We start from the raw sequence: 21,210 nt of genomic DNA, 5'->3' as shown, positions 1-21,210 counted from the left end.
CAAAATGTTTATTGGTAAAATTGTGCATATGAATTTCCGGACATGAAGACAAGGAGGTTATTATGAATACTTGTAAAAATTGTGGACAACTAATCAGCATACCTGGTCAAAATGTATTATGCCGAGAGTGTGTAATGATTCCTAGGCTTCAACAAGAAAAAGAAGAAGAGGAAAGAATAAAGAAAAATGTAGAAATACAAAGGAAAAAGCGAATAGAACAAATAACCCTAAAGGTAAAAGATAAAGTTGAAAAAGCTTATATTTATTGTGAAAAGAAGCATATAGATGCTCAGCTTTTGAGTGAAGTACGTTTTCATTTATTTAATGACGATTCATCTGTTTACTTTAATCGGGATTTACTAGGTAAATTGAGCGGAGACTTAGCTAATATACATAAACTTTCAGTCGAATCAGGTATAAGGTTATATGGGTTTATAACTGATATGAAAGAAACTGGTGGATATAATGGTGGTTACAAAATAGAACTATTTTGCGGGACTGTACAAAAAGAAACACTTAATAGGAAAGCTAAAGAAATAGTTAGCGAGCATAAAAGAATCGAAGAAAAAAACAGACTCGAACATGAGAACTATATGATCTATAAAAGGAAAAAAATCGAGATTCAAAGGAAAATCGAAAAATACAGAGTGTCTAATTGTTGGAAATGTAGTAAGCATTTATCCTCTTACACAGACATTGTATGTTACGATTGCAGATGGATTAAATGTGATTGCGGAGGCTGCGGTTGTAATTACAAAGCGGGACGTATATTAAGTTAAAAGTAATGAACTTATCTATCAGATGTAAAGATGACCTTCATTCTCTTACCAACTTCTCAGCGAAAGACGTTTAGCTTACTCTTTTTTAAGAAGTGTAATCATAAAAGCTCGCTTATTGCGAGCTTTTGTTATGTCTCTATTGTTATTTAATCCTCTACAATACCCACTACTGAAGAACATTCCTTGTTCATTTGCTTAATGATCATTTTTGATACAGGATCAACAAACAATGCTTTTCCCCCTCAACATTTCTTTCGATTTATCCGAAGCTTAGCATCCAGAGGTAGAATTCCACTCTCATATTCCCTATGACTCTCACATATAACAGTAAAATGGCAGATTCTAACCATACATGTCTGGACAACGGGAGGAACATTCATGAGAACGACTGGATTTGTCACGGATAATAAAAATTTAAAGAAGACAAGTGGAACACCTAATCTCTTTTTTGATTCAAAGAAGAGTGTTGACTTTGAGAAAAATGCTGACAATGTGATATATAAGGTAACATCGACACAGCTTCCTGCAATGATTGGAGGTGCTTTTGCGGATGTGTACCTCACCAAAGGGAATATCCGAGAGCCTCATTGGCATCCAAATGCATGGGAATTAGACGTCGTCGTTTCAGGAAAAGCACAAATTTCCATTATCGACCCCGATACAAATAAATTGCACAACTATACCGCTAATCCCGGGCAAGTGGTGTTTATTCCTATGGGGTGGTGGCATTGGATTACCCCTCTATCGGAAAAGCTGCATTTACACCTCTTCTTTAACAATGATCAATTCGAAACCGCGTTAGGCTCAACGACATTACGACTCACCCCTCCCGAAGTGTATGAGCTTTCCTATGGGATTAACGCGAAGAAAATGGCCGATACGTTAAGCCCGATTAAAGGACCGGTTGAGATTGGTCCCCCTCTTCCTGAGCAGAGAAACGAAAGCAACTGTACAGAGCCATCTGTAAGAAACGAAGAAATTTCAATTCGTGTCAACGGCAAAGACCCTCTATTTAATCGTCAATAATCATAAATCATAAAAAGCGTCCATCACCCATTCTTATTCCGACATGGTGACAGGCGCTTTTTCTTTGTTTTATCTTATCGTCCTTTTTATTTGGCATAATCAAGAAATACAACCATCACTACATTCCAAATCAAAAACAACAAACACATTCCCATATGTAGCATCATGCTTTCTAGCACTGCAAACTTCACGATGTATATGATGTAGCCGTAAAACAGAAACAAGACGATAAGAATCATGATGTAGAGCAGGTAGTTGACTTTATTTAATGGCTCATTCTTTTTGATTCTTCGGTAATAATGCAACATCGACACATAAAGCACAGCCATCAACGAAAAGGTTGGAAGCGAGTAATCAAGATCGATTCCTCTTCTAATTCTCATATCGATACCTACATCATCAATTAAACTTTCTCTCACAAACCAATAGCCAACAAGGGCCAGAAACACGAACACATAATTAACTACACGATAAAAAGCCTGAACTGTGCTTGAATTCAATGAACAGTCCTCCTCGATAAGCAGTAGTAATCCTCATTCATCTCCACAAATACCATCCATTCTCCCTACCTATTTATCATAAATCAAAAAGGAAAGGAATGAGATCAAAGCGAATAAAAAAGTAATCTCTATGGACATCTTTCATATTCATTAATGGAAGAACAAATTTCACCCAGTCTAAAGAAATCGCGCATGGCACATTTTTTGTATAAAAGATTTTCATAATAGTTTATTATTATTATAAAATAGTAATGATTATCACTTGCAATTCCATTTCTCTTTCTATATACTACTTTATTATAATTATAAATTAGTAATGATTATAATTTATTGATTTTTTACATTGATTATAAATAAGAAGCATGATTAAGGGAGGAAATACAGATGGAAGCAAAAGAAAATATGAGCGCTGGAAAATGCCCGTTTCACCACGGAGGCGCGACTAGTCCAGCAACAACTGGAACATCGAACCGTGATTGGTGGCCTAATCAATTAAACTTAAACATCCTGCATCAACATGATAAAAAGTCGAATCCAATGGATGAAGGCTTTGATTATAAAGAGGCATTTACTCAATTAGATTATGACGCACTTAAACAAGATCTTCGTGACTTGATGACAACTAGCCAAGATTGGTGGCCTGCTGACTATGGACATTATGGCCCTTTCTTTATCCGTATGGCGTGGCACTCTGCCGGGACATACCGCACAGCTGACGGACGTGGTGGTAGCGTAACGGGTACACAGCGTTTTGCTCCACTAAACAGCTGGCCTGACAACGGAAATCTTGATAAAGCTCGTCGTCTTCTATGGCCGATTAAACAAAAGTACGGCAACAAGATTTCTTGGGCTGACTTAATGATTTTAACGGGGAATGTCGCGATTGAATCAATGGGCGCTAAGACGTTTGGCTTTGGAGGCGGACGTGAAGACGTGTGGCATCCAGAAGAAGACATTTACTGGGGTACAGAAACAGAATGGCTCGGCGACAAGCGTTACACAGGTGACCGTGAGCTTGAAAACCCACTCGCTGCTGTTCAAATGGGACTTATCTATGTAAATCCAGAAGGACCTAATGGAAAGCCAGACCCACTAGCAAGTGCGCGTGACATTCGTGACACATTCGCACGTATGGGGATGAACGATGAAGAAACCGTTGCGCTTGTTGCTGGTGGTCATACATTCGGTAAAGCACATGGTGCAGGAGATGCTGCTCATGTTGGTCTAGAGCCAGAAGCGGCACCTATTGAGGCACAAGGCTTAGGATGGTTAAGTACACATGGAAGTGGAAAAGGTCGTGACACGATTACGAGCGGCGTGGAAGGTGCGTGGACAGCGAATCCAACGCAGTGGGACAATGGATACTTTGAGTTACTATTTGGCTATGAGTGGGAGCTAACAAAGAGTCCAGCAGGCGCACATCAATGGGCTCCTATCAACCCTGCTGAAGATCATCTGGCTCCAGACGCAGAAGATGCATCGGTTCGTGTTCCAACGATGATGACAACAGCGGATATGGCGTTACGCATGGACCCAGATTATGAAAAGATTTCTCGTCGCTTCTATGAGAATCCAGACGAATTTGCGGATGCATTTGCACGTGCATGGTTCAAGCTTACTCACCGTGACATGGGTCCTCGCGATCGATATCTTGGTCCAGAAGTGCCTAAAGAAGAGCTGATTTGGCAAGATCCTGTACCGACTGTTGATTATACGTTAACAGACGACGAAGTGGAAAAAATCAAAGTGATGATTTTAGATTCAGGACTTACAATCAGCGAGCTTGTAACAACGGCTTGGGCTTCAGCAAGCACATTCCGCGGCTCTGATATGCGCGGTGGTGCAAATGGTGCGCGCATCCGTCTTGCTCCACAAAAGGATTGGGAAGCAAATGAACCTGAAAAACTAGCAAACGTACTAGATGTATTGGAAAACATTCAAAAGCATGTAGACAAAAACGTAAGCCTAGCTGATTTAATTGTACTTGGTGGTAGCGCCGCAATCGAAAAAGCCGCACAGGATGCAGGCTTTGATGTAACCGTTCCGTTTGTGTCAGGACGTGGCGATGCAACACAAGAACAAACGGATGTTGAAAGCTTCTCTGTACTTGAGCCAGTTGCGGATGGGTTCCGTAACTATCAGAAAAAGCAATTCAGCGTTAGTCCAGAAGAGCTACTCGTCGACAAAGCTCAATTATTGAACGTAACAGCACCAGAAATGACGGCACTAGTTGGTGGCCTACGCGTGTTAGGTACGAACCACGGCGGTACAAAACACGGCGTTTTCACAGATCGCGTTGGTACGCTTACAAATGACTTCTTTGTGAACCTGCTTGATATGGGAATCGCATGGAAGCCAGTAGACGACGTTGTCTATGAAGGACGTAACCGTCAAACAGGTGAAGTCGTGCGAACAGCAACGCGCGTTGACCTTGTATTCGGTTCTAACTCAGTTTTACGCGCTATTGTCGAAGTATACGCACAAGACGACAACAAAGAAAAATTCGTTCGTGACTTTATCGCAGCTTGGGTGAAAGTGATGAATGCCGATCGTTTTGATTTAAAATAAATGGATATAAAAAGCACGCAAACCTCCCTGTATGGGGGTTGCGTGCTTTTTTGTTACACCGTCATCTTCCAATTCGATAACGCCAACCATCTTTCTTTTTCCTTGTAGTCTGGCATGATTTTGCCAACGAGACGCCAAAAGGAGCGATCATGATTGAGATGAACCATGTGACACATCTCATGAACGACCACATAGTCAATCACGTCCTGTGGAGCCATGGCTAATCGCCAGTTGAAGGTTAATCGAAGGTTCGAATCACACGTTCCCCACGTCGTTGGGCTATCGGTAATCCGTATGGAACGTGGCTTTGTTTTAAAGTGGTGCTGATAGGAAGTAACGCGCGCTTCGACTAACGACTTTGTTTGTTGATAATAAAATCGTTTGAGTGATTGCTTTAGCTTTTCATCATCTAGCTCCCTGGCGTAAACATGTAATGCGTTCCCTTTCAACACGACATAGTCTTGTTCAACCTCGGCATCTTGAATGATGTGAATGGGATACGTCTTTCCTAAATAAAGAAACTCCTCTTCATTTTCATACACCTTTTCTTGCGGTCCATTCAGCCTTTCCTTCATTTCATTAACCTTTTGCTGAATCACGTCCCAATTGGTTTCTAACACCCGAATCACCTGCTCATCCGGCGTTTTTTTCGGAACTAGCACCTCTAAATCTCCATAGCTATCAACCGAAATCCCAATCGACGTTCGGTTTTTATATTTTATTTCAAAACGGATGGTCTCACCTAAATACGTATGAATCATTTTATCACCTGTTGAATGGTTTAGGATGGTTGTCTCTATTTATGTTCTAACAAATGTGTCTCTAATATTTTACTACTTTTTACGAACGTTGCACATGTTAGTTGAATGAATCACTCATTCTTATGTACATTTTAACTGCTTATCAAAAAAGCTCCTGTCATTTTACATAACAGGAGCTCGTTAAAACTGTACAACCAAACAATATATCGTATTATAACTACGCTTCTTGATAAGTAGTCAAGGCCTCTTCTAACAATGCCAAAGCTTCACTTAGCTGTGATTCCGTAATAATTAATGGAGGATGCCATGTAATACAGTTTCCTGCGCTTACTTTAAAAGACAATCCTTTCGTTAAGCAATAATATAGAACATACTCAGCTAGCTTGCTTGCCTTTTCTTTCGTCACTCTGTCTTGTACAAGCTCAATCGTGATAAGTAAGCCTGCCACTCGAATGTCTCCAATTGCTTCGTGACGCTTTTGCATGGCTTGGAGTTCGGTCTGAACGAAGTGAGATAGACGAGCGACATTGTCCTTTACATGATAGTCTTCTAAATAATGAGTCATTGCTACAATGGCTGCACTGCCTAATGCGGGCTTTTCATGTGTATAGTGACCTAAAGAAAGATCATCTGCCTGATCCCATTTCCTTTGCACTAAAACCGCCGCTTGTGGCACCACTGCACCACCTAACCCTTTACCTAGTACGAGAATATCCGGCTCTACTCCAAATTGTTGATGCACATAATACGAGCCACTTCGTAAAAAGGCCGTCGGAATTTCATCGAAAATAAGGAGAATACCATGTCGGTCACACAACTCTCTCAGACGTTGAAAATAAGAACGCGGCGGTATGTGTGTGTCTGTTGCGCGAATGGGTTCAAGAACAATCGCACCGATTTCACCTTCGTGCTCTATGCAGTACTCAAGATAGGCTAAGCATTGCTCCGCTACTTTCTCCGGCTCGGTAAGTCCAAAAAGGTTCCGATAGGCGTTGTAAGGAATCGATTTTATCATCCCTGGCATCATCGGGCCCATCTCTTTTTTAAATACATATTCTCCACCGATTGAAATCGTGTCTAATCCTGCACCGTGAAACGATTCCCACATTGAAATGACTTTGTGACGACCCGTGACTTTACGTGCAATTTTTAAAGCGATTCCTACTGCCGCTGCACCAGATGGCGTAAAAAGAACACAGTAATCATGCGATGTTGTTTGCTGAATTAAAGTTTGAGCGGCTTCAACCGTAATGTCTGCTGTGAATCGCCGTGGTATAAACGGAAGCTGATTCAGTTGGCGCGTGACCGCCTCAACTACATATGGATTTTTATAGCCTACTTGGTGCAAGCTGTTTCCATGAAAATCTAAATACTTCTTGCCTGTCTTATCAATCAGATAACAACCTTCTGCATCGACGATAGAAGAAAGACAAGGAGTCGACATCGACTGCTTGAAAAAAGATTGCTTGTCAGCTTCAATTGCTTCACTGATTAAAGGAGGGACGGTACGCATCCAGGCTTCCCGTCCCTTTCCATGATTCGTATCTCCCTCTCGATTGAGCCAATTATAATCGAGCATAAGGAGTTTCTCCTTGCTCCATCACTTCATTAATTGTGTCAATTAATTGAGGCAGTTCGTTTATCGTCTCAATTACGTAATGCGCTCCTGCCTCTAAGAAGCGATTTGTGACGAGCTCTTTCACTTCTCGTTTCTTCTCATCCGAAAGTGCGTAGTATTCTTCTTCTGTTAAGCCCATTTCAGAACTTCCTACGACTACCCCAACTGTCCAAACACCTGCATGAAGTCCTTCTTTTATATCCGAAATGGTGTCTCCTACCTTCACCGCTTGGGCACATGATGCAATCGATAGCTTCTCCATGTTGCGATAAATCATGTATGGATAAGGACGACCGTATCCGTTTGTCGCATCAGCTGTTACCATAAAATCTGGCGAATAGCCTTTTTCCTTTGCGTGTGGGACCACAATATCCATCATGTTATCTGTATAGCCTGTTGTCGATCCAATCTTTAGTCCGTTTTTACGTAACACTTCAATGGTGGCGACGACGCCTTGAATCGGAGTCGTATAGTTCGCTAGCGATGCTAAAAGAGCCGACTCAAATTCAGCGTACAATTGTTTCACATCTTCTTCGGTAAACGAACGGCCATGTACTTCTTGCCACTTTGCTCCTAATCGTTCTCCTTGCAACATCGCTCGAATATGGTCAATCTTTAACATTCCCATTGGCGCACGCGCCTCCTCCATCGTCGGAACCACTCCTGCCTCTGTAAAGATATCAATGAATACCTGAACCGGGGCAAAGCAACCAAAATCAACCATCGTTCCAGCCCAATCAAAAATCACACCTTGAATGTTACGCATCTATTTTTCCTCCTTGATAATCAGCGATGATTTGAACAAGTTCGATCATATCCTCTTCGTGAATGTCTCCAATGTTACCAATTCGAAATGTGTCAACATTCGTTAACTTCCCGGGATAAATGACATAGCCTCGTGCTTTAATAAATTCATAGAAAGATTTAAATGAGAATGTAGAAGATGGAAACAAAAAGGTTGTGATAATTGGCGATTGCACTACTTCTGCAATATATGAGTGAAATCCAAGCTTCTCCATCTCTTTTCGTAAGGTCGCATTGTTTGTCCGATATCTTGTATACCGTGCTTGTACGCCTCCTTCTTCTTCTAGCTCGTCCAATGCTTTTGAAAATGCCGCGACCACATGGGTTGGAGAGGTGTAGCGCCACTTTCCGTCTTTGTCCATCTCTTTCCACTGTGCCACTAAGTCTAGTGATAGACTCGTTGCATTGCCTTCACAAGCAAGCAGTTGCTCTTTTTTAGCCACTACAAAACCGAAGCCTGGCACACCTTGAATACACTTATTAGCACTACTAATCACAAAGTCTAGCTGAAGGTCTTCCACATGCATCGGTATACCACCAAAGCTACTCATCGCATCAATGATGACGATTTTACCATGACGCTTTGCAATGTTGGCAACCATCTCTACTGGATTTAACATTCCTGTTGTTGTTTCGCAATGAACCATCACCACATGCGTAATAGCCTGATCACCTTTCAATATGTCCTCTACTACATCTCCTTCAGGAACTGCATTATAAGGCAATGCATATGTACAAAAGTTCTTTTGATTGTAAGCTGCAATTTGTGCTAGACGCTCTCCATACGCTCCGTTTGTAATAATCAACGCTTTGTCAGTGGGACCAAGGCACGTATTTAATACGGCCTCTACCACAAACGTTCCACTACCTTGCATTAAAACGGTCGTGTACACATGTTCCGGTACGTGAGCAAGTCCTAGCAATTGACGGCGAATCTTCTGTGTAATAGCTTTATAATCATCATCCCATGTGCAGCGGTCTACTAACATTTGTTCTTTCACCGCTCTGGACGTTGTTAATGGACCTGGGGTTAACAATTTATATGATGACATACTGTGTCCTCCTTTCTTATTGAACAGATTGGAACAATGTTTGATGTTTCTCTAATAACTCAACCGTTAGAGACTCTTTGTATGTTTTCGGATTCGCAGGCTTATTTTCCGCTGATACAGTCTCACCTTCATACAACGCAACTGGGTAATGAGTAAGAAGCTGTTCACGTGCATCTTTAATCAGTACTTCTGCCATTTCAGTTGCTAGCGCTTCTTTCTCTTCTCCCTTTTTCACGACGGCTACTGACTCTGTTAACGAATAATTTCCTTCGTTCGGGTCAACAAAAGCAATCGGTGCTCCTTCTGCTTTTGCTTTGACTGCCTGATGACGCAAACCAAAGCCTGCTACTGTTTCACCTGCTTGTACTTTCTTAATCGGGCCAGAACCAGAGCTTTCTAAATGCGGACCGCTATTCTCTACTAGCGCTTGTAACATGTTTTTACCTTCCTCTTCCCCGTATGTTTCCATAATGGATTGTACAAGTAACCAGCCTGTCGAGGAGTCCATAATATTCGGGATTGAGATTGCTCCTTTAAACCTTGGATCGGTTAAATCTTGCAGCGATGTTGGCATTGGTAATCCTTTTTCTTTTAACGCCTCTTCATTTACAAAGATTGCTCCTGTGTTCGCTAAGATCGGAGTATAATAAGAAGGATATTCCGCTAATGGCTTCGTATCAAACGAGATATCAGCAAACATGTCATGCTCTTCTTGTGCACTTTCTAAAAAGTATGAGCTCATGGTGACTAAATCTGCATCAATGTTCTCGCCCTCTGCTAAAAGCTTCCCACCTAATTCAGACGTTCCTAACGATTGGACCACGTATTGATCATCGTATCCTGCTTCTTGAAGGGCCGATTCCATCGCATCTACTGCTTCTTCGTCTCCGTTCGTTTGAATCACAACCTTCTCATCACCTGCACCGTTACTGCATGCAACAATTATTCCAATCACACTTGCTAGAGATGCTGTTACCGCTAATCGTTTCCACCATTTCTTCATGTTTTGTTTCCTCTCTTCTTTTGAATATTGAAATTGCTGAACAACAAATCCACTCCCGATTTTAACCAATAAATTCGTCGCAAAAATGAGGAGAGACAACACAAAAATATCGTTAAATTTAGCAAAATGCTGAAGTTCTTTGATTTTACTTGCCATCACAGACGTTTCCGGCGTCACTAAAAAGATAATCCCACTAATTGTCACCATGGCATGAATAAAAAAATAAGAAAGCATTCCAACCAGTGTGTCCTTCACATTTGGCAACAAGAGGCGACGAATGGTTTGCCACCAAGAATCGCCAAGTAACGCAGCCGTCGTTTCCCATGACGGATTGATTTTTTCAAGCGCTTGCTTTGCCATTAAATATGGTGTTGTAAAATAGTGAATTACAATGCTAATAACGATGATGGTAAATGTTCCTTTTAACGAGCTGCCATTAAATAAAAGCAGATAGGAAATTCCAAGCACCATCCCTGGAACCGTATTGGCCACCATCGCAAACCAATCAAACGCATTGGCTCCTTTTACAGATGTTCGGACACGCATAAGTGCAGCTGTAAACGCTAAAAGAGTCCCCGCAATCGCGGTTAGTACGGCAATGATGACAGAGTTTTGATACACAGAAAGTAGCATGTTCGACTGCAGCACTTGTACCACATGATCTGCCGTTAGCGTTAAGTCATATGGAAACCTTTGAAAAAACGGTACGAAAAACATGACTAAGAAAATCGATACCACTCCCCCGCAAACGAGCGTAGCCACAACTCCAGCGAAAACATCACGCACTCGATTCGGAAGCATGTCCATGTCGGTCAAATCTTCTGAATGAAAGTGGAAGCGATCTACATAACGAAGAAGTATAACCCCCATCACTGCAGGAAGAAGCATGATAATCGCAATAACTGCCCCATTTGCGAAACTTGGAATCGCGCCTAACATCGCTTGATATAGCTGTGTTGCTACAACTGGATAAGTCCCACCTAATGAAGCAGGAATCCCAAAGTCGGTAAAACTCAAAATAAAAGCCAGCACAAACGCTCCACTAATGGCACCTACTAACGGACGTAACGTCGTGTGCCAAAGCGCTCGCCACGGAGAGTCGGCCATTAAGTTCGACACAATCACCACCTTCTTATCTACATACAAAAAACCATTTGAAATGAGTAGAAAAGCAGGCGGTAATGTATAGATTACATAGCCAATAAGCAAGCCTGGAAAGCCGTAAATCGAAAAGATTTGACTTCCCACTAGTTTGGTCATCAAACCCTGATTGCCAAATGAGTACATAATCGCAAAACCATATGTAATGGTTGGCAACAGCATCGGCAGTAGAATTCCTATATGAATTACACGCTTAAACCCTTTTGTAAGGTTCGTCGCGTGTACGGTATACGCTATCCAAAAAGCAAGTACCGTCGTGATAACTGCTGACACCAATGAAACCTTTATACTATTAAGAAACGCTTGCTGAAACGTTGCATCTGTCATCACATCTTCATAATGACGAAGCAATTGTTCTTCATCGACTGAAAATGAACGATAAAATAAGAACAAAAGTGGGACACACAAAAAGCAAATAAATACAAACCAAATGCCTGACGTAATTCCTCTCATTGTTCCTGTCGTATTACGCATACGAACCACCAAAAAGTGTGAAAAGATTGCGACGTTTAATATTCAGCTGTCTTACAATAAACTCATCTACAAATGTTGAGGCTGGTGATTGGATAATGCGTTCTGGCGTATCAAACTGAGCTACTCTTCCTTTATTAATCAATAGAATCTTATCGGATAACGTTAACGCCTCTTCAGGATCATGTGTGACAATAATCGTTGCAAGACCAAACTCTTTAGCAATCGATTGAATTCGCTCCTTAATTGACTCTTTAATTACGCCATCTAATGCACTAAGCGGTTCATCTAATAACAGTACATTCGGCTTCATGACTAACGTTCGTGCAAGTGCTACTCGTTGTTTTTGCCCACCAGACAATTCATGAATTTTTTTGTGCTTATGAGGCGTTAACCCTAGAAAGTCGATATACTCCTCAACTTCTGCCTCCGTCGTTAAGTCCGGGTTATTTCGTAATCCATATGTGATATTATCAACCGCATTTAAATGCGGAAACAACGCATAGTCCTGAAACACAATGTTAAATCCTCGTTTTTTCATTGGAAGATGTGTGACATCTTTATCCTGATAATGAATTGTCCCACCGTCTACTGGCATTAAGCCTAGTATCATTTTTAATAATGTTGTCTTTCCACTGCCACTTGCACCCAGTAGAGAAACAATCTCTCCTGGCTTCACATGAAAACTAATATCCTCTAACACCATTTTTTCACCAAATTGCTTTGACACGTGTTGTACATGTAGCACATCGCCACCTCCTTATTCCCCCTCAGTATAAAATCAGTTTGTAAAAGAAAAACACGAATTTTGTAAACAAGACGTTAAAATTTGCATATGTTATTCATAACTTTTAATAAAGTTTTGCATATGTTATTCACACTTTAACATTTACCATGTTGATGAGTTAGGCATCATTTAGTAAAATAAAGAAGGAAATACCGACAAAGGACGTGCCCATTATGTATCCATTAGAACGACAACAACTTATTTTACGAATGCTCGTTGTCAAAAAAACATTAACGATGAATGAATTAACTGAAGCATTAGATATATCGATTGATACGGTTCGCAGAGACATTCAACAGCTTGTGAAACAAGGAAAGATTGAAAAGATTTATGGTGGAATTAAACTAATTGAAACCATCATGGGAGAATCGAACATTGATGAGCGAATGGTGAAAAACCTCGAGGAAAAAGAAGCGATTGCTAAAGCATGTAGTCAGCTCATTAATGACGGCGACTGCATCTATTTAGATAGCGGATCCACGACGTACCATATTGCAAAATACATGAAAACAAAAAAGAAACTAACCGTTGTCACCAATTCACTTCCAGCGGCGTCTGAACTTCTACATAGCGACGTAGAGCTGATTATAATAGGTGGAAAAATGCGCAAACAAGAACAGTCCATTGTGACTTATGACTATTTATTTAACTTTGAAAAACTAAACGTCACAAAAGCCTTCATTTGCGCAAGCGGCATTTCACTTGAAAAAGGCATTTCAGATTACAGCTTAGAAGAAGTCGTTACCCGAAAAAAAATCATCTCTCTTGCCGAACAAGTCTACGTCGCAGCTGGTAGTGAAAAATTTGAGAAGAACGTCACTGTGGCCGTCACGCCTCTAAGTGACGTTCACGCCATTATTACCGACTGCAACCTGCCAAAGGACATCCAAAAAACATACGAAGCAGCTGGCATTCAGCTGTATCTAGCAAAATAATAAAAAGGACCGATTACTTCCGACATGATACGGAATGTGATCAGCCCTTTTTTGTAGTTAACCATTTATACCTTTACACAAGCTTCATATTGATTTTACAAACAATTGATACCATTAAAAGGTATTTTTAAATAGGAGGAATCGATATGAAGATGAAAAAATCGTTATGGTCTAGCGCCATCGCTGCTAGTCTTGTATGTACAGTCGGCGCACCGCTTGCGGTGTTAGCAGAGAATCCGGAGACTTCTTTTTATCAATACAAAGGAGAGTCGCTGTCTATTTCACAGATTGGTCAATATAATAGTCAATCAGGAAAAGGTGGAACGGAGATTTTAGCGTTTGATGCAGCGTCAAAACAAGCGTTTGTCACAAACGGAGCAGAGACAGCTTTTGATATCCTTTCATTTCAATCATTAAAATCAAATCAATTCTCAAGCATTCCCTCGAAAAAACGAATTTTCTCAAAAGACTTAGGCATTGATCGTGTTGATGATATAACAAGCATTGCGTCACACCCAACGAAAGACCTTATCGCACTAGCCGTTGTCAGTCAGCCCAAAACGGATCCTGGCTACATTGTCTTTTTGAAAAAAGACGGTACATATCTCACGAAAGTAAAAGTTGGTTCTTTGCCTGATATGGTGACGTTCTCAAAAGATGGCACAAAGGTCATTGTTGCGAATGAAGGCGAACCAACAGACGATTACAGCGTTGACCCTGAAGGCTCTCTTTCCATTATTGAGCTAAAAAGTCAAATGAAACAAAACGACATACTCTCTCATACGTTGCTTCCGTTTAGCGAAGAGTTACTTGACGAGAACGTCCGTGTTCAATCAAAAGGAACCATCGCTCAACAATTAGAACCAGAATATATTTCGGTGTCAGCCGATAGTAAAACGGCTTACGTCTCTATGCAAGAAAACAATGCTATCGCAACGGTTGACCTTGAAGCAAAAAAGATTCTACATGTAAAAGGTCTTGGCGTAAAGGATCATTCGGTGAAAGGCAACGAGCTTGATGCGGTTCAAGACGGAAAATATAGCTTAGAGAAACAACCTCTTTTAGGGTATTACATGCCTGATGCGATTGATGTGATGGAGTATAAAGGTAAAACGTACATTTTAACACCAAATGAAGGGGATGCACGCGATTATCAAGCGTACTCAGAAGAAGCATCCATTGGTGATATCGCAGGCTCTGTACGACTGGACGCAAAGCATTATGCAGGTTATACACAAGAAGAATTAGATGAACTTATCAAAGACGGCTGGTTGGATCGCCTGAATAAAACGAAGATTACAACTGAAAACGGACAAGTCAACGATGTATATGAGTCTCTTCATTCTTATGGTACGCGTAGCTTTACGATTTTTGATGCCGAGACGATGGACGTTGTATTCGACTCTGGCTCTGACTTTGAGCGTATTACACATGACGCCCTACCTGAATATTTTAATACGAGTAACGATGAAATCAACATGGACAAGCGTAGCTCATCGAAAGGACCAGAACCCGAAACCGTTGTGACCGGGGAAATCGGCAGCAACAAGTATGCCTTTATTGCCTTAGAGCGAATCAGTGCGATTATGGTCTATGATGTGACAAACCCTGCTTCTTCTAAATTTGTGACGATGATTTCAAGCCGTGATTTTTCTGAAAATGTAAAAGGAGACGTTTCACCAGAAGGATTGGTTTTTATCCCGGCATCTGATAGCCCAACTGGCAAGCCTTTATTAAGTGCCACGCATGAAGTATCAGGAACCGTCGCCGTTTATGAATTAGACGACAAAACCCTAACAACAGATCAGTCTTATGAGTTTAACGATGTCCCTGCTTCGCATTGGAGCTATTCATATGTAAACGAATTAGTGAATCGTGGCATTTTGTTTGGTACAGATGCTCACACATTTTCACCGAACAAACCCTTAACGTATGCTCAGCTTTCGTCAATTTTATCAAGAGCGTTTCCAGCGCATTCATTTGAACAGCTTATGACGCAATTAAACGAACAGAACATCATCCCAGCCGAGCTCATCCAACCGAACCATCCGCTTTCACGTGCAGAGCTTGCGACGATTCTTGTTTATGCGTATGAAACGGTGATGAACACTGAGGTCAAGCAAGGCTCATTCACGTACAAAGACGAAGCAGCTATTGCTCCTTATGCCAAAGAAGCGGTACAAAAAGCATACGAGCTACAAGTCATGAGCGGATATGAACAAGGCGAATTCAAACCAAACCAAGCAGCCACACGAGCACAAGCGGCAAAGATTATCTCATTACTATTAACAAAAACGAAGTAAGGTATTAAAAAGGCTGTACGGATTGATTAAATCGGTACAGCTTTTTTTAATATGCATATGATTACTCCCAAAGGCTTGTTTGCTAGTTTAATTGTTTTCGTTATAGTGAGTTTCTCTAGATCTATTAAATTAATGTAATCCACCTTTGGAATAATAGATTGCATGTGAAAAACATTGTTTTTACATACAATTCTATCGTCTATTAGGTGAACAACATTTCAAACCAACATATAATAGCTTTATAAAAAAGCAACCAATTATACCTTTTTTCGTGATAGGAGATTGGTTACATTCTTAGGAATTACACTCTTCAACAGTAATAGAACTATCTGGTAAACTAGGAGAACTATATGATGCACTAAACGGATTACCCACTTCTTGACTATTGAAAAACATGAAAAAGTTATCAGTTGCACCAGGTGGAACTGTCCCTTCAGTTAAGCTCCCACTAAAGAATACGTTAACTGTTGACATATCTGCTCTTGTAACAACCCCTAATCCATTAAAGCTCAAACTTATACTAGTAGGACTAATACTACACGTAGAAGGTGAGATACTAGTTGACACAAACGTAAAAGAATTATCTGGGTTAGGTGTATTATCCATGAAATTAAAAGTAAAACCAGATCCTTCCACAAAACAGTTAGGACAAATTTGACCAACAAACATAACAGTCCCTATGTCTTGAACATTATTAACAGTTATACTCGTATTCGGAATGGTTACATTAACTGCACCACTACATCGACATTCAGTTTCAACTTGACCGACTTCATCCAGTAACAATTCCAACACAATTTCTTTTTTGATAGCCAATCTGGTAATACGTTCAATAAACCCCTTATCTTCAGTTGTTGCAGCAAACTGTAAAATAGCTGCGATTGCCTCTTCAATCTTTGCAGCCGCATTGATAAATGGTCCATTTGCCATTTTAAACTCCCTTTCTCAATTTTAGTAGACTTCTATTTCATACGATACTTGGTATTTCAGAGTCCCTATCTACACTTTATGCTTGTCTACTAGAATTGGTATAAACGATTATCCCTTAAAAGGATAAGCAACAATAAAAAGGCTAAATAACTAAGGTTACTTAGAGTCCGACTCTTTACAAGCTTTCGTTGCATCCTCAATTAAAAATTCCAATACAATTTCTTTTTTTATTACCAATTTTAATAGATTTTCTAATTTATTTGTCAGAATTATCAGCTGTTCAGTTGTTAAATTTCCACGTTTAAGCAAATCTACTTCCGCATTAATAGCGTTTGCCATTGCATTTTCAATTTCTGCAGCTGATGAAATGAGTTCACTAAGGCTTTCGTTGCATGGTTTAGGTGGACAAGGAGGTGGACAGGAAGGTGGATTGGAGTTTGGGTTTGCACTTTGTGATGGAGATGAAGATGGAGGGGTCGATTTTGGCTTCCTTCTGCACTCTCTGTATTTACAATGGTCGTTGTAATAGTCATTATCACAATCAGTATAACTTTTATTATAACCTTTAACGAAAACATGTTTAGAAGGCTGTGCGTAGTTATAACGTTGTTTATAAGGGGATAAGCAGCGGCACATATCCGTACGTTGTCCGCATCTTTTACATAAATTCATAAATAACACCTCTTTCTGATTCACTACGCTATATTCTATTATTTTTTCAAGAAAATGCCTGTACGTTTCTACTAAAGTTATTATATTTTTCAGGTCATTCCCTCTTTTGAGACAGAATGTTCTAGTAGATGTATCATTCAGCTAAAAATGTTGTTGGGAAACGTTTGAGCTAAAGGTAGTGTTATGAATCTTTTCATACTATTAAATGAATAATTTTTGAACGCCGTTATCGTTATGAACGAAGGACTTTAAAGATTTAATTAAATGATTGCATGATGTATCACACTCACCTTAAACTACCCGACCATTACTATGAGTAAATTTCCTTATAATCTCTATCACCTATTGAGTTGTGGCTTTCAATAATTTGATCCGTTTGCAGAAGACTACTCTTATAAATAAAAGTGCCTGTCACGCCCCCAACTTCTTCAATCTATTTGGGAAATGACAGGTACCCGACATTAGGAATCTACCTTCTAGTAATACTCATATCCACTTAAGCTCGAAATTGCTTTACAAAATGTCGCCCATTTAGATGGATAGTGGTTACTCCCTCGTTTCATCTCGCAGTGCGTATCGTATTCAATCCGAATGCTCCAATGTGTCCCATCTAGCACAGGCCCTGACATGTCATACTCTTCAGCCCAATTCATAAAATCACATGTGTACAGCTTGGCAAGAAAGAATTCGAGTTCTTCTTTCGATCGTTCCTTACGATCGTGAACAGGTAATTCACTGTCATAAGAAAAATCTGCTTTGTATTCGACTATACTTCTCGCTACATCCACTTTTACCTTATGATAAGGGCCAGGGAATCCACCAGCGTGTGCGTAAATGACCTTTATCTTTTCATAAGGCTTCTTTCCTCTATACTTCTTCCATTTATACTCGCAGTCCATACAGTAATACGTTGCATTGCCTACCGAATAGGTTTCTAGAGAAAAATCAAAGGGTCGTAGCTGCCACTGTGGTTCGCTTGGGAGTTCCGGAATCACATCGTACGTATGGCAACCGTTACATTTAGGGCACGTTGGGGTAAGTCTTCTTATTGTAAACAAGGGCTCTCCTCTTTTCTTTTAGGTGATTGTTTTTTACATCCTAACAAAAAAGGTGTACCTATTTTGGGTGAGGTTATCAAAAAGGGGCTGATAGGAGTTTTTATCTTTTATTAATCTATCAGTCTTTTAACTACGCGTAAGAACGTATCTGGATTATTCTTTAACCTTTATTAAGCAACAATCATTTTAGCCTTTCTATTCCCACTATACCTTAATTGTGGTGCTGTATAGTTCCTTTTCACTATTAACACTATGTAAATAAAATATATATGGAAATTTCTCGCCCTTGGTAGTAATATAGTATCAGTTTGATATTTATAAGATAGGGAGAATATGTAATGAAAAAACAAATAGTAAGTGCCTTATTATCAACGTCCTTACTTCTAGGTATAACTGCACCTACTTATGCTCATCCAGGGCGTACAGATGGAAATGGCGGTCATACTTGTCGTACTAATTGTGAAAATTGGGGTTTAAATTATGGTCAATATCATAATCACAACAGTGGAGCTCCAACAACAAAGCCTAAACAAGGAACGACAGTAGCACCTAAGAAAGCAGAAGCACAACCCACAACAGTGAAAGTTACATACATTCGTAATGGGTCGGCTATCCGTGGTTATGTCAATGGTAAAGCAACAACCATTAACCTTATTGGAGTTAAATTATCTAATAATCTTTCACAAAATTTAGCTCACGACTTCTTACAACGTAAAATATTGAATCAAACAGTCACTTTAGAGTTTGATAAAGTAAAATACGATAAGCAAGGAAACTTGTGGGCTTATGTACATGTAGGAAAAAATATGATTAACCAGACCTTAGTGCGTGAAGGATATGCTCGAGCTGTTACAAATTCTGCAAATAATAAATACGCAACAACCTTATCAAAATATGAAAAGGAAGCTGCGACCTTTAAAAAAGGGATCTGGAAGTAAAAAAAGGCCTGTCACTGTCCGAATTACGGTTGTGACAGGCCTTTTATTCGATTACTTGTTAAACAATTCCTTAAACAACGCCCAAAACCCTTTCTTCTCTTCTTCTACGGCTTTCTTTTCTTTCGGCTCCTCGTTTTTGATGCTTTCGGTTTTCAAGACGAATTGAACCGATTGAACGTTTTCGTTTTCAGGTGAGACAAACGAGATGGGTTTGAAGTCCGACTTATCGAACTGCGCAATCATCTCATTGATTTCGGCTTGTAGGCGCTCTGGTAAATCTTTTGTTTCATTGTTCAGCTGCGCTGTGCCATCCTGTAGCTCTCCGACACCGCCTTTGAGCTCATTGGTGCCACTCGAAAGGCTGGTCATGCCACCATGCAGCTCACTATACGAGTTGGCTAGCTGCCCGACTCCTTGTGTGTACTGAACAATGCCTGTATGAAACGTGTTGTAGTTCGTTGCTAATTGTTCAATCCCTTTTTGAAGCTCCGCTAATCCACCCGTATCCATGCTTTCTAGCGAGATGGCGATACCTTTTGAGATTTCTTGTAATTGCCCGCTAATCGTTCCAAGCGAGCTTTTTACTTGCGTTAATGTTGGATCCACGGCCGCAAAGGCTGCTTGCACCGCTTCATATGTGCCTCTTACCTTTTGCGCCGCTGTATAGGAAGCAACCAATGTATCCACCACTTGCTTATTTGCTCCACTCGCGTACAGAGTCGCAATTTCTTCTTCTGTCACTTGTGTGGCTGGAATCGCACGAATGGCTCCATCTAGTGCCGTGTAGGATTGTTGATAATTTTGTTGCAGCGTTGTTAATCCAGCATTCGTTTGCTGTAGTCCGTCCGCTAATTTTTTTAAGCCACCAGGTAATTCACTTAACGCTTCTAAATCCATGCCACTAGCACTACCCGATAGCTCTTTATTTAACGTTTGAAGCGCATGTTTAATCTCGGTTGACCCAGAAACAATGTCACCCGATGGACGATTGAGTTCATTGATGCCTGATTTCATCTGTGCAGAGCCTTTTGCTAGCTTAGCGGCTCCTTTATTTAGCTCTGTGACACCATCCTCTAGCTCCGTCACACCACTGTGCACGTCACGAATTCCATCTGACAGCTTACCCATATCGTCTGTTAAGCGATCGGTATCGCCCATATCAATCGGAAAGCTTGATGGAACAGCAGCAATCTCGACCCCTTGAAATTCAAAGTCCTTCACATCCGCCTCCACTTTTAACGCTTCTTCTCGTTCTGGTAAAACGGTGAACGTGATTTGCTTATTCTTTCCGACGTTCGCGACCATTCCGCCTGTGGATTCAATGTTTTGGTACGTGTTTGGCAAGGTAACGGAAATCTGTAACAAATAATTTTCATAAAAAGCAGGGTTTACTTTTTCATTTTTCTTCGTCGTAATAGTCATCTCGACCTTACCTGAGGTCCCCGCAAGCTCTGAGGCTTCCTTCTCCTCGCCGTCTAAGGTATACGACACGTCAACATTCCAAGGCAGCTGTGTTGTATTGTCCATGTTCCCTTGATAATAAAATTTCCCTTCTGGTGCTTCCACCGAGATTGATTTGCCTTCTCGGTTCATCTTTTCCACATTCGTTAAATTTTTGACCGTTTTGTACTGTCCATAATCCGTGATGACTCCTGCTTGCTCAACATCTAGCGTGTTCACCACATACACACGATCAACGTCCCCATCTGCCGTAAGGGTCGCATACACGACTTCTTCCTTAGAAGCGACTTCTCCTGTCGCTGCATAAGCAGGAGCAGATAGGACGGTTGGAACAGCAAGCATCGTGGCAACGGCTACGGATACGTATCGTGTTTTCATCATCC

The 21,210-nt window shown here is 40.6% G+C and carries 17 protein-coding genes; 6 read left to right on the top strand and 11 right to left on the bottom strand.

All coding sequences use genetic code 11. The annotated features are described in order from the left end of the window. Positions 1-62 precede the first annotated feature (62 nt). Positions 63-779 (top strand): hypothetical protein, encoded by a 717-nt coding sequence (locus JOC83_RS15870; protein WP_205188361.1) that lies wholly within the window; start codon positions 63-65, stop codon positions 777-779. Positions 780-1,157: 378 nt separating this feature from the next. Next, positions 1,158-1,805: a cupin domain-containing protein gene (locus JOC83_RS15865; protein ID WP_205188360.1), complete on the top strand. Its 648-nt coding sequence runs from the start codon at positions 1,158-1,160 to the stop codon at positions 1,803-1,805. 86 nt (positions 1,806-1,891) lie between these two features. Here the strand turns inward: JOC83_RS15865 and JOC83_RS15860 are convergent, their stop codons facing one another. After that, a complete protein-coding gene (locus tag JOC83_RS15860) occupies positions 1,892-2,305 on the bottom strand; it encodes a hypothetical protein (RefSeq protein ID WP_205188359.1) in 414 nt (137 codons plus the stop codon). Between the two features lie 384 nt (positions 2,306-2,689). Here JOC83_RS15860 and katG point away from each other — a divergent pair, with 384 nt between their 5' ends. Then, positions 2,690-4,873 carry a catalase/peroxidase HPI gene (gene katG, locus JOC83_RS15855; RefSeq protein WP_205188358.1) on the top strand — a complete coding sequence of 728 codons (2,184 nt, stop codon included), beginning with the start codon at positions 2,690-2,692 and terminating at the stop codon, positions 4,871-4,873. 53 nt (positions 4,874-4,926) lie between these two features. Here the strand turns inward: katG and JOC83_RS15850 are convergent, their stop codons facing one another. The 6 genes from JOC83_RS15850 to JOC83_RS15825 form a co-directional block, all read right to left on the bottom strand. Next, positions 4,927-5,634 carry a M48 family metallopeptidase gene (locus JOC83_RS15850; RefSeq protein ID WP_205188357.1) on the bottom strand — a complete coding sequence of 236 codons (708 nt, stop codon included), beginning with the start codon at positions 5,632-5,634 and terminating at the stop codon, positions 4,927-4,929. 217 nt (positions 5,635-5,851) lie between these two features. Beyond that, a complete protein-coding gene (gene pbfA / locus JOC83_RS15845; RefSeq protein ID WP_205188356.1) occupies positions 5,852-7,213 on the bottom strand; it encodes a (R)-1-hydroxy-2-aminoethylphosphonate ammonia-lyase in 1,362 nt (453 codons plus the stop codon). Then, positions 7,200-8,018 carry a phosphonoacetaldehyde hydrolase gene (phnX, locus tag JOC83_RS15840; RefSeq protein ID WP_205188355.1) on the bottom strand — a complete coding sequence of 273 codons (819 nt, stop codon included), beginning with the start codon at positions 8,016-8,018 and terminating at the stop codon, positions 7,200-7,202. The genes pbfA and phnX overlap by 14 nt, the downstream gene beginning before the upstream one ends. Further along, entirely contained in the window at positions 8,011-9,108 is a 1,098-nt protein-coding gene (gene phnW, locus JOC83_RS15835) for a 2-aminoethylphosphonate--pyruvate transaminase (protein WP_205188354.1), read from the bottom strand. The genes phnX and phnW overlap by 8 nt, the downstream gene beginning before the upstream one ends. 16 nt (positions 9,109-9,124) lie before the next feature. After that, a complete protein-coding gene (locus JOC83_RS20290) occupies positions 9,125-11,746 on the bottom strand; it encodes an extracellular solute-binding protein (protein ID WP_338038935.1) in 2,622 nt (873 codons plus the stop codon). Beyond that, positions 11,739-12,491 carry an ATP-binding cassette domain-containing protein gene (locus tag JOC83_RS15825; RefSeq protein WP_205188353.1) on the bottom strand — a complete coding sequence of 251 codons (753 nt, stop codon included), beginning with the start codon at positions 12,489-12,491 and terminating at the stop codon, positions 11,739-11,741. Before JOC83_RS15825 ends, JOC83_RS20290 begins: the two co-directional genes overlap by 8 nt. A gap of 212 nt (positions 12,492-12,703) precedes the next feature. On the opposite strand from JOC83_RS15825, the gene JOC83_RS15820 reads away from it, so the two are divergent. Both JOC83_RS15820 and JOC83_RS15815 read left to right on the top strand, forming a co-directional pair. Beyond that, complete coding sequence (locus tag JOC83_RS15820; protein WP_205188352.1) at positions 12,704-13,465, top strand: DeoR/GlpR family DNA-binding transcription regulator; 762 nt, start codon at positions 12,704-12,706, stop codon at positions 13,463-13,465. A gap of 146 nt (positions 13,466-13,611) precedes the next feature. Then, a complete protein-coding gene (locus JOC83_RS15815; RefSeq protein ID WP_205188351.1) occupies positions 13,612-15,768 on the top strand; it encodes a choice-of-anchor I family protein in 2,157 nt (718 codons plus the stop codon). 294 nt (positions 15,769-16,062) lie between these two features. Here JOC83_RS15815 and JOC83_RS15810 read toward each other — a convergent pair whose 3' ends face one another. The 3 genes from JOC83_RS15810 to JOC83_RS15800 all read right to left on the bottom strand — a co-directional run bounded on the left by JOC83_RS15810 (position 16,063) and on the right by JOC83_RS15800 (position 18,428). Then, complete coding sequence (locus JOC83_RS15810; protein ID WP_205188350.1) at positions 16,063-16,698, bottom strand: hypothetical protein; 636 nt, start codon at positions 16,696-16,698, stop codon at positions 16,063-16,065. A 156-nt stretch (positions 16,699-16,854) separates the two neighbouring features. Beyond that, positions 16,855-17,370, bottom strand: coding sequence for an alpha-helical endospore appendage domain-containing protein (locus JOC83_RS15805; RefSeq protein ID WP_205188349.1), 516 nt, complete (start codon positions 17,368-17,370; stop codon positions 16,855-16,857). Between the two features lie 476 nt (positions 17,371-17,846). Next, on the bottom strand, positions 17,847-18,428 hold the full coding sequence (locus JOC83_RS15800) for a hypothetical protein (RefSeq protein ID WP_205188348.1): 582 nt from the start codon (positions 18,426-18,428) through the stop codon (positions 17,847-17,849). A 338-nt stretch (positions 18,429-18,766) separates the two neighbouring features. On the opposite strand from JOC83_RS15800, the gene JOC83_RS20360 reads away from it, so the two are divergent. Continuing rightward, positions 18,767-19,366 (top strand): thermonuclease family protein, encoded by a 600-nt coding sequence (locus tag JOC83_RS20360; RefSeq protein ID WP_205188347.1) that lies wholly within the window; start codon positions 18,767-18,769, stop codon positions 19,364-19,366. 51 nt (positions 19,367-19,417) lie between these two features. Here the strand turns inward: JOC83_RS20360 and JOC83_RS15790 are convergent, their stop codons facing one another. Beyond that, complete coding sequence (locus tag JOC83_RS15790; RefSeq protein ID WP_205188346.1) at positions 19,418-21,208, bottom strand: coiled-coil domain-containing protein; 1,791 nt, start codon at positions 21,206-21,208, stop codon at positions 19,418-19,420. Between the last annotated feature and the right edge of the window lie 2 nt (positions 21,209-21,210).

The organism is Priestia iocasae (assembly GCF_016909075.1).
In the GTDB taxonomy this organism is placed as follows: domain Bacteria; phylum Bacillota; class Bacilli; order Bacillales; family Bacillaceae_H; genus Priestia; species Priestia iocasae.
The sequence above is the reverse complement of the archived record's forward strand: the minus strand, read 5'-3'. Positions and strand labels throughout refer to the sequence as shown.